The sequence below is a fragment of the Fannyhessea vaginae DSM 15829 genome (assembly GCF_000159235.2).
Classification (GTDB): domain Bacteria; phylum Actinomycetota; class Coriobacteriia; order Coriobacteriales; family Atopobiaceae; genus Fannyhessea; species Fannyhessea vaginae.
On record NZ_ACGK02000001.1, the window covers coordinates 162,571 to 176,236 of the forward strand.

Consider the following 13,666-nt stretch of genomic DNA (forward strand, 5'->3'; position numbering starts at 1 on the left):
GGTGAGGATGAAATAGGTGCGATTATTCATTCTGTTTTTTATTTGCGCAGGTAGAATTGTTGTTAATCCGTGTTTTTGAATACAGCTGAAAGCTTAACCAGTTAAATTCTTAATCTAATGAATACTCCTGTTGATTTTTGCAGTATAAGAACGTGTGTGAGTACCGTTTTTTATAATTTATTGTTAATAAGTCACTCTTGTAACTAAATAAAAAAACAGGCGAACCGCTTGTTCACCTGTTTCAGTTTAAGGTTGAGTGAATGCATAGTGAGCTAAATACTACTCAGCCGCATTCTCTTCGGTTGCAACATCTGCTTGCGCGTCTGCTTCAACGGTTTCAGAGTCTTCCTTGTCGTCAGAAAGCGATTTTTCAATCTCTTTAACATTTGCTCCAACAACAACAAAAATCTCTGCGTTAATATCACGGTAAAGATTGATTTCAACCTTGTGAGAACCAGCAACCTTGATTGTTGCACCACGCGCAATACGCTTGCGGTCAATCTCCACGTTCAATTGTTCTTTAACAGCTGCAACAATTTGAGCAGTTGTAATTGAACCAAACAGTTGGTTGTTTTCTCCCACTTTTGCTTCGATGAGAACTTGTTTACCATTAAGCAACTCTTTAGTCGCATGTGCATCAGCCAAGCGCTTCTCTTCACGCTTTTCGATGTTATGACGGCGCTCCTCGAGTTGTTTAATGTTACCTGGGGTAGCAGGTACGGCAATTTTGCTTGGGAATAGGCAGTTTTCTGCATATCCTTGAGCAACGTCTACAACATCGCCTTCTCCGCCTTTGCCCCTCAGCTCACCCAAGAGGATGACTTTCATAGGAACTCCTTTAATATGTTGGTTTTAACCAACTCTCAATACGTATAATGAGCTAATTAGCCACGGTTGCGGCCACCACGACTCGAAACAACAGTTACTGTATAAGGAAGTAACGCCATCTCACGAGCGCGCTTAATAGCCATTGCAACATTGTGTTGATGCTGCGTGCAAATACCGGTCACACGACGGGGTTTAATTTTCCCACGATCGGTCATAAACTTGCGCAAAAGCTGTGTGTCTTTGTAATCCACAAAATCGAGTTCAGCTTTATCAAGTTGACTGAATTTACGACGCGGCTGAGGTTGCTCAACTTGCTTTTGTCTAGCCATGTCTTAAAGCCTTTCTATGATGGAAAATCCATCTCGTTTGATTTTCATATCACATCACAAAATTTAAAATGGAATTTCTTCGTCATACACATCTGCTGCTGGAGGCTCTGGAACCGAAGCTTGCGCCGGCTGTTGAGGATCTTGATAACCACCAGTTGCTGGAGCTTGTGTATATGGAGTTGGTGCGGCAACAGGTACACTTTGTTGCATGGGCATCTGTGTGCCATAAGGTTGTTGATAACCAGAACCTTCTGCGCCACTTTGACGACGTTGAGAGAAGAAATCAAGATTATCTACGATAACCTCAAGCTTAGAACGCTTCTGACCGTCGCGCTCCCATTGGCTCCAACGAAGTTTTCCTTCCAATACAATTTTTTGACCTTTAGCAAGAAAACGGCTTAAAGATTCTGCACGAGCACCAAATACAACACAGTCAACGTAATTAGGAACATCTTCCCACTCGCCTTGTGCATTTCTGCGGCGATCATTTACAGCTATTCCAAAAGAAAGCACTTGCGAACCCGAGGTTGTACTACGTAATTCGGGGTCACGTGTAAGATTACCGGACAATGAAACTCTATTAATACTCATGATTTATCCACCTCTCACATCAAGGTCATGTGATGTTATTTGTACTAATCTTTGTCAGGACGACGCACAATCATGTGACGAACTACCGTGTCGTTAATACGTAAAACACGATTAAGTTCTGCGATTTGCGTTGGATCTGCATGAAAATCAATAAGGGTGTAATCACCTTCGGTAAGCTTATCAATCTCGTAAGCGAGTTTATGCTTACCCCAATCCTCTACATTATCAATAACACCGCCGTTTTCTTTAACAGTAGTGTCAATACGCTTTGCTACAGCATCGCGAGCTTCTTCGGTAGAAGATGGACTTACAAAATACAATAATTCGTATGCCTTCAATATGGTCACCTCCTCTGGGCTAACGGCTTTGAGTTGTGAAGGTTGCACTCAAAGCAGGAAAAGTCAATTTTCTATACTACCACAGTGCTAACGATATTTTCATACACACACAATCTTGCCACACCCTTATAGGTATTTCATACTCGTTAGACATATCCTATCAAGTTCAACTTGCACAAAACTTGGTGTAAACTTGCAAAATCACCCACGTAACATACGCAGGTGATTTTGAAAAGGGAAACAATATAAATTTGTGTTCTTCATTCATGTATTACTACTAGTACCACACAAAGGTAAACGCCTCTACACGCCATTACCCATTATCAACCTCATACGTATCTGTTGTGCAAGAATGAGCATTTCCATCGGTAATAGCCGGAGCGTAAAACTTACGATCGGCAGAAATGTCGCTACGAGCAATCCAAACTGCAACAAGAGCCACTATTAAAGCGTTTGTTATTACAAGCACAGGAGAAACGATCACCGCAGTAATAAGGCCCATGATCATAAGTGTAACAACAATGGATAAAAGATGAGATAAATCACCTTTAAGAACATTAAGTATAATTTGAGGGTCTGCAACCGAGGCAAATCCAAAGATAAGAATTACCAAAAACAAAATAACCATCACTATGGATGTAAGAAAAGAAATAATAAAACTAAGGACAATGCAGCTCAAGAAACCACCCATGTCTTCTAGACACACGCTCAGTATAGAAGAAACGGACCAAAGTTCCGAAAAACGACGGTATACCGTTTGGCGTAAGCACAATCCTGTAAAAATAACGGTTATCGCGACCTGCAAAAACGTAAGGATAAACCCAAAAAATGGTATGCCTACATCTTTAGTAGATAATGATATCTCGGTAAAGACACCATAAATAATAATTCCCACAATAAAGGGAGCTAAGCCTGCTAGAAATGTACGCTTCCAGTTAATTTTTCTTACAAATGGCAGTTCAGTATGGTTTATAATGCCTGCAGCCCATTCGTAAATATATCCAGTTACAAATATTAAACCGTAAATTGGGATAAAGCCTATAAGACAAAGCAATAGCACGCGTTTGAACCATCCGCCCTCACAGGTTAAGGCAGATTTTGCTGCAGAAAACAAACTTTGATTAGAAGAAAAACGAGAGTCCATGGTTTTCCCTTCGTCAATACTTTTGAATAGACCATAGATTCCAATGATACCACAATGAGCTTATTTCAATGATATATAAGTTGTTTTTGGTGCTGATGGTTATAGCAAAATTGTCGCATGAGTTTTTTGGTAAATTATTGCAAAGTATTGCACCAGTTAAACACGGTAATTTACGCTTTTATGTTTTCATGCTCTTATACCGTCTTCAGTTGTTTGGTTTTTCCGAACAGGTGAAGTGTACCATTTTGCACGTATTATAATGTTCGCGTTTTCGCTGGTAGAATAGGGTAAAAAGGAAGAAAAAATATGGCGGAGGAGGAGGGATTCGAACCCTCGTACCCTTATACAAGGGTAAACGGTTTTCGAGACCGCCGCATTCGACCACTCTGCCACCCCTCCAGGGTGAACGCCTAAAAATTTGTGTATCAAACAGCACAAACAAATTTCAAGGCAACAAGCACGCGTGTAAGCAACTATAGGTTAGATGCACATATCCCTCGTGCTCCATCTATAAAACTTGGCGCCACACAATGTGCAACGCCAAGGTTACTTACTGGCGGAGAGTCCGGGATTTGAACCCGGGATACGCTTTCGGCGTATACACGATTTCCAATCGTGCTCCTTCAGCCACTCGGACAACTCTCCAATAAAAGCTTCTAAATCAGACGCTTTTGTACAGCGTCCATTTAAGAGTGCGTAAGAAAGTATAACGTATTTTAGTATGTACGTCCATAGCGTTTGTATATACGCGAGTTTATATGCGGTTTGCACAATATTTACATGCTCTACTCATATAGAATATACATGGTGTACTTATAAAAGTGCTTATAAACGTATGTATAGGGTACTATATTACACAAACAAAATACTATATGAAGCAAATAACAGATATAAAGGTGACACTATTTATGAACGACTTTTTCTTCGCATACGGTCCAGACGCTTCTACACTTTCAATTCCTTTGTGGCTTGACCTAGCATCGGTTATGGTTGGAGCACTATCAGGCGTGCTTGTTGCCCAAGAAAGAAAGCTTGATTTAATAGGCTTTATGGCGCTATCGGTTTTAGGAGGATTGGGCGGCGGACTCATTCGCGATATGATCATGCAACGCGGTGGAATTTATGCGCTTGATTCGCAATTTGCCATACCCTCGGTGGTAATTGTTGCATGTGTAGGGTTTTTATTCCCCAGTTTTTTAACCAAGCATCCAAAATCACTTGAGTGGATCGATATTTTGTCAGTAGGTCTTTTTGCTGCGGCAGGAACCGACAAAGCTATGGCGTTTTACTTAAGCCCTTGGGCGTGCGTGCTTATGGGAACGCTTACAGGGGTAGGCGGCGGTATGGCGCGCGACATTTTTATCGGTAATACACCGCGCATTTTCCAGAGAAGCAATTATTACGCAATTTGTGCGATCGCAGGGTCGTTGGTAAGCTATACAGCGGTATTTGGCCTATACATGCATCGTCCAATCGCGGCTGCACTCTGTGTACTTGCAACCGTTGCATTAAGAAGAATATCTCTTACATATAATCTCTTATCCCCTGCCGATGTAGATCTTACGCCGCAAATTGAAAAACAAGCAGAGCGAGCGAAACAGGTGTTTTCCCATAACACCACCATCAAAGCGGTTATTCATCCTCGTACGCGTTATCAACGTTGGAGGCGCATGCATAAAAAATAGCGAGACAGCTAAAAACCATCTCGCTATTATCTTAAGCACCATAAGTTGGCTATACGTAGGTAGATTATTTATCAACCATACCGTTACGAACACGCCATTTTCTACGATCGGTTTCGTTAAGAATACGCTTTCTCATGCGAATATTTTGCGGTGTAACCTCAACAAGCTCATCATCCATAATGTACTCAAGTGCTTCTTCGAGTGTAAATGTCTTAGGAGGAGTAAGCTGAACCGCAATATCAGCAGTTGAAGAGCGTTGGTTACCAAGATTTTTAGTTTTTGCGATATTAACGACCATATCACCAGGTTTAGAGCGCTCGCCTACCAACATACCCTCATAACATTCGGTACCTGGTGCTACAAAAAGCTGACCTCGTTCCTGAAGCGTTCCAAGAGCATATGCCACTGCTTTGTCGGTTGACATCGAAATCATAGCACCGTTTTGACGTGTACCGATTTCTCCTGCGTAAGGTCCGTATTCCAAAAACGTGTGATAAAACACCGCATCACCGTGTGTCACATTTAACACCTTGGTCTTTAATCCCATAATTCCGCGCGTTGGAATCTTAAAATCAAGATGAGTATGCGTAGCACCAGTTTTCATGTTTATCATCGTACCGCCAGCATTACCAAACACCTCGATAACCTTACCTGAATATTCGCCAGAACATTCAACAACTGCCTGCTCAATAGGCTCAAGCATGTTGCCATGTTCGTCTTTTTTGAAAAGCACGCGAGGACGGCCAACCTGAAATTCATAGCCTTCACGGCGCATTTGCTCCATAAGAACCGAGAGATGAAGCACTCCTCTACCAGCTACTTCAACACCAGTTTTATCGTCAAGCTCTTCTATGCGCATGGTAACATTATTTTCGCGCTCGGTCTCAAGACGCTCTTTAAGTTGACGACCACCAACAATATCACCCTCACGACCAACAAGAGGCGATGTAGATGGTTCAAAAACAATTGAAAGTGTTGGTTGATCTATTTCGATAGGCTCCAACTTTACAGGATTATCAATATCGGTATATACATCACCAATATCTGTGTGATCAATACCTACAACAGCACCAATATCACCTGCAGAAATCTCACTACACTCCTTTTTTCCTAAATAGTCAAAGGTATATAGCTGCTTTACCTGAGCAACAGATGAGGTACCGTCGTTTTTAACAACCAAGATTTTGTCGTTATTATGAATGGTTCCCGAATAAATACGGCCAACACCAATACGACCAACGTAGTCCGAGTGATCAATGGTAACACATTGCATAGCTAAAGGCGCATCAACATCAACTTCAGGAGCAGGTAATTCGTTCACAATCATGTCCAAAAGTGGGAACATGTTATCACAAGAATCATCGGGAGTAAGACGAGCAAAACCGTTAACAGCCGAAGCGTAAATTACATGTTCCATCGTGAATTCAAGCTGCTCATCTGTCGCGCCCAAATCCATCATTAAATCCAGCGAATTATTGAGTGCTTTCTCACAATTTGCAGCAGGCTTATCGATCTTATTGATAACCAACATAATTTGTAAGTGCGCAGCAATAGCGTGCTGTAAAACAAAACGTGTTTGTGGCATAGGACCTTCTGCAGCATCCACCAGCAACAAAGCACTATCGGCCATTTTAAGAACGCGTTCAACTTCTCCACCAAAGTCAGCATGGCCCGGAGTGTCAATGACGTTTATTTTTATACCTTTATACTCAATGGAAATGTTTTTAGCAAGAATGGTAATACCGCGCTCACGCTCTTGATCATTTGAATCTAAAACACGGTCTTGAACCTGCTGGTTGGCTCTAAATGCATCGGTTGCGCGTAGAAGTTTATCTACAAGTGTTGTCTTACCATGGTCAACATGGGCAATAATAGCAATATTTCTAATGTGCTCTTGGAGCATATAAACCTCTTCTTTGGTCGTAGATGTGCGTTTACTTAAATGTATAAACATTAAAACTTTATACCACTGTTTTGTAAAAGAAATTAAAATCCTATGATTTTAAGGAATTTACACGGTATATTCTTATATCAGTTTACAAAAGTTCCTCTACAACACCTGCCGATAAAGGCGAACGAGAAAATAATCCTTGTTTTTTATCTAAAGGCAGGTACGCTGAATATCCCGTACCTCCTTTTTCTTGATATTCAAACAAAAGTGCCAAAGTAAAAGATGGTGTAGATTTGTCTTCACTTACACTTCCTATATAGGATATAACATATCGAACAGGGTGAAAGTTTTTAAGATGTGGCTGCATGCGCGGTAAATGTTTGACATAGACCTGTGCTTCTTCAAGACATTTTTCAATGCTATCGTGATCAAACTCAAATGAAACGCATTCATCGTCTTTATCCTGCAGAACAAGAAGAACTGGTATTGAGGTATCTGTTTCATATCGTTCGCAAACAGCATCCATAACTTGTGTAACAAAGACATCTAATTCCGAAGAAATAGAGGCTACAGAGTTTGAATGCATAGGTGATTGGCTCATAAGTTCCTCGATATAAAAAAAGCTAGGTGAAAACACCTAGCTTGAATTGCAAATGGTGGAGACGATGGGGGTCGAACCCACGACCTCAGGCTTGCAAAGCCCGCGCTCTCCCAACTGAGCTACGTCCCCAAATGGGTGCTTCACACATTTTATAACCACCCCAGCGGGTTTTGATAACCGCCACTGGGGTGACTATCTCAAAATGTGGTGGACCCGACAAGGCTCGAACTTGTGACCTCCCGGTTATCAGCCGGACGCTCTGACCAACTGAGCTACGAGTCCAATGCAAGAAAAAATAGTACCCTGTTGTGACTCGTGAGTCAAGCAGTTTTCTAATCTTTTTTTATACTATAAGAACTTCACAGAACTTATATGTTTCTACATCTCTACAATATCGGGCTAACTTTATACATAATGCCGTTTATTTGAGCTCTTATCGGATATTCAAATATTCTTATACGCTTTAAAAATCATGTAAATGCGCAGTACAAACCATATATTACTGTTTGTTATTTGTTTTCTTAAACGTACACGATTACAAATATGAGATACTAAGATAGATATCAGACAAACTTTTGGTTTTTTTTGGAGAGCATAATGATTGCAATGGAGATTCAAAGCTTAGTACGAGGAAATTCTAGCGTACCTTCTCTGGTATTTTTGCAACCTACCGACAGTGCTTTTAAGAAACTAAAACATAAGCGCATGGATCCAATTAAAAATCCTTCGCTTAAAGGCAACGAACAAAGTAATACGCCCGATGTAGACAGCAAACCAATTCTTCCTATTCGTGTAGGAACACACGAAGCGGCCGTGTTAAGCACATGTATAGACCGCATGCGAAAAGGTTGTAGCGCGTGCGAGGTGTTTTCTCGCCCCACTCCTTTTGATATTATCCTGCAAATGCTTAAGCATACCAATACGCGTATTGTCTACTTTGAAATTTACGATGTTAAAGACACTGTGTTTTATGCACGAGGAAACATAAGCAAAGATAACGGTGAGTTTTTTACAATTGAAGTGAGACCCTCTGATGCATGTGTTTTGAGTATTTTATTAAACGTTGCTCTGTTTGTTGATGACCATGTTATTTCATCAGCGCAGATCCCAAATTTAGAAGCCCAATTAAACCAACAGCAAGACAAAGCGTTAGAAAACTTTATATCCTCTCTTGATGATTAAAATAAGCTATACGTAACTCATTTGGCATACGCATATTACCGTATGTATCTCTATATAAAATGGCTATATGCACCATCGAGATACATATAGCCATATGATTATATATGCCACAGAGCTTAAAGTGAGTTTTTTGTTCTACTCATCATCATCTAATAACTCGTCATCAATCTGCTCATCATCGCCAATATTTATCTCTTCTTCCTGATGCTTCTGAGATAAAAAGTCGAGTGGCAATTGCGGCTGATTGCTATCTGGTTGCTCATTTGTGTCTTTCTTTTTGTGAATATGCATACGAGCAAGAGCGGATACACTGTCAGATTCAGCAAGGTTCATAATCTTGACACCTTGCGTTGCGCGGCTAAGAAGCGAAATATCTTGACTTTGAACACGAATCATGACGCCTTCTTCAGAAACAATCATAAGTTCGTGCTGAGGGCCAACTACACGACAAGCGCTTAATTTACCTTTTTTCTGAGTCATAGCGATGGTATTAACGCCTAACCCGCCGCGCTTTTGGAGTGGATATTCACTAACAGGAGTGCGTTTTCCATAACCGTGTTCGGTCACAACAAGCAAGTCGCCTTTACCGTTGGATATTTCCATACCAAGCATCGTAGCACCATCTTTAAGCGTTATACCACGCACGCCAGATGTTCCACGACCAGTTGGACGAATATCGCTTTCTTCAAACATTATTGCTTTACCTGCACTTGAGCACAAAATTACATACTCTGACTCTTTTACACGGCGAACATTTACTAATTCGTCGCCATCTTTAAGGTTAATAGCAATAAGTCCATCACGGCGCGATTTATCGTAGTCGCTCATAGCTGTCTTTTTAACCATACCCGATTTAGTTGCAAACATAAGATGTTCTTCAGCTGGGAAATCACGTGTGGTAATAACCGCCGTTGGATACTCACCCTCACTCAAAGGCAAAACGTTAATCAAAGCAGAGCCGCGGGCATGACGCGAACCAACAGGTAGTTCGTGGACTTTAAGGCGATATACCTTTCCTTTGTTGGTAAAGAACAAAACATAATCATGGGTGGAGGCAACAAACATGTTCTCAACAAAGTCGTTATCTTTAAGCGATAAGCCCTGAACGCCTTTACCGCCGCGCTTCTGAGACTTATAGGTTGCTACTGGTAAACGCTTAATATAGCTTGCGTGCGTTACCGTAATAACCATGTCTTCTTCAGCAATGAGGTCTTCTATGTCAAGATTTTGAACGCCAAGCGCAGAAATTTGCGTGCGGCGCTTATCAGAGAAACGAGTAGAAATTTCGGTGAGCTCTTCTTTAATAACTTCCAAAAGTTTTTGTGGATGAGCAAGTAAATCACGATAGTATTCAATTGACTTATAAAGCTCGGCAATCTGTGCTGCAAGCTCTTCTCGCGCAAGACCAGTTAAACGACGCAAACGCATTTGAAGAATCGCTTCGCCTTGAATGTCATCAATACCAAAACGCTCGTTCATGCGCTGTTTTGCCTCTTGGTCGTCATGAGAAGACCTGATAATATGAACAACTTCGTCAATATTATCAACTGCAATCAACAGACCTTCGAGAATATGAACGCGCTTAAGTGCTTTATCCAAATCAAATTGCGTGCGGCGCGTTACAATATCTTTTTGGTGCTCTATGTAGTAATAAATCATCTCACGCAAAGTTAGTGTTCGAGGAACACCATCAACAAGCGCAAGGTCAATTACACCAAAAGAGACCTGCAATTGAGTTCTTTTGTATAAGTTGTTAAGTACAACCTGCGGCACTGCACCCGATTTAAGATCAATAACAATGCGCATACCCTTACGGTTAGACTCATCACGCATGTCAGATATGCCTTCAATGCGTTTTTCGTTGACTTGTTGAGCAATGCGTTCCTGCAAAAGACCTTTATTAACCTGATATGGAATTTCGGTTATAACAAGGCGCTGACGACCGCCACGTCCAACATTTTCGACGTGCACTTTTGAACGAATGGTAATAGAGCCTCTACCAGTTGTATAGGCGTCACGGATGCCATCGGTACCCATGATAATGCCGCCGGTTGGGAAATCGGGTCCTGGAAGTACCTGCATAAGATCTTCAACCGTAGCATCAGGGTTATCTATCATCATGCATACAGCACGAGAAACTTCTGCTAAATTATGAGGTGGAACATTTGTTGCCATACCAACAGCAATACCATTTGAACCATTTACCAGCAGATTTGGAAAACGTGCTGGCAAAACAGAAGGCTCTTGCAGAGATTCATCGTAGTTAGGTTGTAAATCTACCGTTTCTTTATCTAAATCACGCAACATTTGCATGGCAGCATGAGTAAGGCGTGACTCGGTATAACGCATAGCAGCTGGAGGATCGCCATCAATAGACCCAAAGTTTCCATGACCATCCACCAAAGGTAAACGCATTGAAAACTCTTGAGCCATACGAACCATAGCATCATAGATCGAGGAGTCACCATGTGGGTGATATTTACCCATTACCTCTCCTACCGTCCATGCACTCTTTTTATGAGGACGTGTAGGAACAATGTGAGCCTCATTCATAGCATAAAGAATACGGCGATGAACAGGCTTTAATCCATCTCGTACATCTGGCAATGCGCGAGCCACAATAACAGACATTGAATACTCAAGAAATGATGCTTTCATTTCAGAAGACAAATCTGTTGGTTTAAGCGCTCCACCATGAATATCAGATAAATCTAAGCGTGAGCCTGCCTCATCAGAAATAGTGTGATCAAGCGTTGCTCCAGCAAGATTAAGCGTTTGTTCATCTTCATTTGAGGTTGTTTCTTCTATATCATCTTCAAGTGCTTCATCGTCAGATGTTGTGTCATTTGACAAGTTGTCAAGCTCATTGTCAAATGAATCATCTTGCGAAGTGTTGTCTACATTATCAGAAGAATCCTGTTCGTTAAACGAAGACTCATCGTGGTTATGAGGTGTATGTTTATCGTCTGCCACAGTTTAGCCTTTCATTAAATGTCAAGGAAACGCACGTCTTTTGCGTGTGTTTGGATAAAATCTTTACGTTTTTCCACTTGAGTGCCCATAAGGTTAGCAACAGCTCGTTCTGCTTCGCGCGCGTCGTCTACCGTTACCCGAAGCATAATGCGGTTTTTAGGTTCCATCGTAGTGCTCCAAAGTTGTTCAGGATCCATCTCTCCTAAACCTTTATAGCGTTGAACACTATATTTAGAAGAATCTTCAAACTGTTTTGCCTCTAGCGCCAACTCTTCATCGGTATATAGATACTTACCGTATTTTTTGCCTTTTGCCTTAATTTGATATAAAGGTGGCTGCGCAACATAAATATATCCGGCGTCAACCAAAGGCTTCATATAACGATAGAAGAAGGTGAGGAGCAAAATTCTAATATGTGCACCGTCTACATCAGCATCGGTCATAATAACAATTTTGTGATAGCGAGCTTTCTCGATATTAAATTCTTTACCAACACCAGTACCAATAGCCGTAATAAGAGATGTGATAGATTCAGAAGAAAGAGCTCTATCTTGCTGAACACGTTCAACGTTAAGAATTTTTCCTCTTAATGGTAAAACTGCTTGTATAGAACGGTCGCGCGCCATTTTAGCAGAACCACCTGCAGAGTCACCCTCAACAATAAAAAGTTCAGTCATTTGAGCATCGCGAACAGAACAGTCGGCAAGTTTACCTGGTAATGAAGCACTTTCGAGCAAACCTTTTCTACGAGCAACTTGGCGTGCGCGTTGTGCCGCCAGACGACCTTTAGCTGCTTGGAATGCTTTTTTAAAGATCTCTTTTGCTTGATTAGGATGTTCTTCAAGATATTCAGTAAGTCCTGCGCCAACAATTTTGTTGGTAAGCGTTCTCATATAAGAACTTCCAAGTTTTGCTTTGGTTTGACCTTCAAATTGAGGGTCAGGAAGTTTAACCGAAATAATTGCACATAAACCTTCACGAATATCGTCACCGGTTAAGTTTGCTTCTTTTTCTTTTAAGAGCTTATGTGAACGCGCGTAATCATTAATTGTTTTAGTAAGCGCACTTCTAAAGCCTTCAAGGTGCATACCACCTTCATCGGTATAAATATCGTTAGCAAACGACATTACATGCTCGGAATAGGTTGTATTCCACTGAATGGAAACTTCTACCTCACCGCGCTGATTAAGGGGTGTGTCTGGTGCAGAAGAACCTTCGATATAAATAGGGTCATTAAGTCCAGGTAGGATAGTTTTTTCTTCGTTTAAGTATTTAACAAAGTCTACAATACCACCTGAGTAGCAAAACTCCTCTTTACGAGGTGTCTCTTCACGCTCGTCAGTAAGACTGATATGCAAATTTTTGTTAAGAAAAGCAGTTTCTTGCAGGCGATCGTGGAGCGTATCAAAATTATATGTTGTGGTTTCAAAAATAGTGTCATCAGGCCAAAACGTAATAGTTGTGCCAGTATGAGACGAATCACCAACACGCGTCATCTTTTTTGTTACTTTACCACGTTTAAATTCCATTTCAAAAATGCCACCATCACGCGAAACACGTGCAATTAAGCGTTTTGAAAGTGCATTAACGACCGAAACACCAACACCGTGCAAACCACCTGATACTTTATAGGCAGCGTTATCAAATTTACCACCAGCGTGTAAAATTGTTAAAACAACTTCTAGGGTAGGAATTTTCTTTTGAGGGTGCATTTCAACAGGAATACCACGGCCGTTATCTTCAACAGAAATAGAATTATCGGGGTGAACTATAACATTTATTGAGGTACAATACCCCGCCATTGCTTCGTCTACTGAGTTATCAACAATTTCCCAAACGAGGTGGTGTAAACCAGATGCCGATGTTGTACCAATATACATTCCAGGACGTTTACGAACTGGGTCAAGTCCTTCAAGAACTTTAATTTCGTTACCACCGTATGAACTGACTTCTTTTGTCACAAACACCCTCCTTTTATACGATATTTCTATTTTACGCTAATTATTAAAACTCATGATAAAATCATGTAAATGTTGTTAAATATGCAGAAAAATCAACGAGCCTAAACAATATTGCACACAATACCATAAACAAACATATCTCT

11 protein-coding genes and 4 tRNA genes are annotated in these 13,666 nt (G+C 41.0%); 2 read left to right on the forward strand and 13 right to left on the reverse strand.

Annotated elements, in window-relative coordinates; genetic code table 11:
* Positions 1-279: 279 nt before the first annotated feature.
* The 7 genes from rplI to HMPREF0091_RS00695 all read right to left on the reverse strand — a co-directional run bounded on the left by rplI (position 280) and on the right by HMPREF0091_RS00695 (position 3,875).
* A complete protein-coding gene (rplI, locus tag HMPREF0091_RS00660; RefSeq protein WP_006302240.1) occupies positions 280-828 on the reverse strand; it encodes a 50S ribosomal protein L9 in 549 nt (182 codons plus the stop codon).
* 56 nt (positions 829-884) lie between these two features.
* Complete coding sequence (rpsR, locus tag HMPREF0091_RS00665) at positions 885-1,157, reverse strand: 30S ribosomal protein S18 (protein ID WP_006302241.1); 273 nt, start codon at positions 1,155-1,157, stop codon at positions 885-887.
* 63 nt (positions 1,158-1,220) lie between these two features.
* The gene (locus tag HMPREF0091_RS00670; RefSeq protein ID WP_006302242.1) at positions 1,221-1,748 is read right to left on the reverse strand and encodes a single-stranded DNA-binding protein; all 528 of its coding nucleotides are present in this window, start codon (positions 1,746-1,748) and stop codon (positions 1,221-1,223) included.
* A 44-nt stretch (positions 1,749-1,792) separates the two neighbouring features.
* Positions 1,793-2,086: a 30S ribosomal protein S6 gene (rpsF, locus tag HMPREF0091_RS00675; protein WP_010241717.1), complete on the reverse strand. Its 294-nt coding sequence runs from the start codon at positions 2,084-2,086 to the stop codon at positions 1,793-1,795.
* Positions 2,087-2,399: 313 nt separating this feature from the next.
* Positions 2,400-3,230, reverse strand: coding sequence for a DUF4013 domain-containing protein (locus HMPREF0091_RS00680; RefSeq protein ID WP_006302244.1), 831 nt, complete (start codon positions 3,228-3,230; stop codon positions 2,400-2,402).
* 307 nt (positions 3,231-3,537) lie between these two features.
* Positions 3,538-3,629 (reverse strand) — tRNA-Ser (locus HMPREF0091_RS00690).
* Between the two features lie 155 nt (positions 3,630-3,784).
* Positions 3,785-3,875: transfer RNA gene (locus HMPREF0091_RS00695), tRNA-Ser, on the reverse strand.
* Positions 3,876-4,138: 263 nt separating this feature from the next.
* On the opposite strand from HMPREF0091_RS00695, the gene HMPREF0091_RS00700 reads away from it, so the two are divergent.
* The gene (locus tag HMPREF0091_RS00700) at positions 4,139-4,915 is read left to right on the forward strand and encodes a trimeric intracellular cation channel family protein (RefSeq protein ID WP_010241719.1); all 777 of its coding nucleotides are present in this window, start codon (positions 4,139-4,141) and stop codon (positions 4,913-4,915) included.
* 64 nt (positions 4,916-4,979) lie between these two features.
* Here the strand turns inward: HMPREF0091_RS00700 and typA are convergent, their stop codons facing one another.
* From typA to HMPREF0091_RS00720, 4 genes are all read right to left on the reverse strand, one after another.
* A complete protein-coding gene (gene typA, locus HMPREF0091_RS00705) occupies positions 4,980-6,818 on the reverse strand; it encodes a translational GTPase TypA (RefSeq protein ID WP_010241720.1) in 1,839 nt (612 codons plus the stop codon).
* A 133-nt stretch (positions 6,819-6,951) separates the two neighbouring features.
* Entirely contained in the window at positions 6,952-7,407 is a 456-nt protein-coding gene (locus tag HMPREF0091_RS00710) for a hypothetical protein (RefSeq protein ID WP_010241721.1), read from the reverse strand.
* Between the two features lie 53 nt (positions 7,408-7,460).
* Positions 7,461-7,536: transfer RNA gene (locus HMPREF0091_RS00715), tRNA-Ala, on the reverse strand.
* Positions 7,537-7,612: 76 nt separating this feature from the next.
* Positions 7,613-7,689, reverse strand: a tRNA-Ile gene (locus tag HMPREF0091_RS00720).
* A 315-nt stretch (positions 7,690-8,004) separates the two neighbouring features.
* Here HMPREF0091_RS00720 and HMPREF0091_RS00725 point away from each other — a divergent pair.
* A complete protein-coding gene (locus HMPREF0091_RS00725; RefSeq protein WP_006302249.1) occupies positions 8,005-8,589 on the forward strand; it encodes a bifunctional nuclease family protein in 585 nt (194 codons plus the stop codon).
* Between the two features lie 135 nt (positions 8,590-8,724).
* On the opposite strand, the gene gyrA is transcribed toward HMPREF0091_RS00725, so the two are convergent.
* Both gyrA and gyrB read right to left on the reverse strand, forming a co-directional pair.
* Positions 8,725-11,562: a DNA gyrase subunit A gene (gene gyrA, locus HMPREF0091_RS00730; protein ID WP_006302251.1), complete on the reverse strand. Its 2,838-nt coding sequence runs from the start codon at positions 11,560-11,562 to the stop codon at positions 8,725-8,727.
* Positions 11,563-11,576: 14 nt separating this feature from the next.
* Positions 11,577-13,523 carry a DNA topoisomerase (ATP-hydrolyzing) subunit B gene (gene gyrB, locus HMPREF0091_RS00735; RefSeq protein ID WP_010241722.1) on the reverse strand — a complete coding sequence of 649 codons (1,947 nt, stop codon included), beginning with the start codon at positions 13,521-13,523 and terminating at the stop codon, positions 11,577-11,579.
* Between the last annotated feature and the right edge of the window lie 143 nt (positions 13,524-13,666).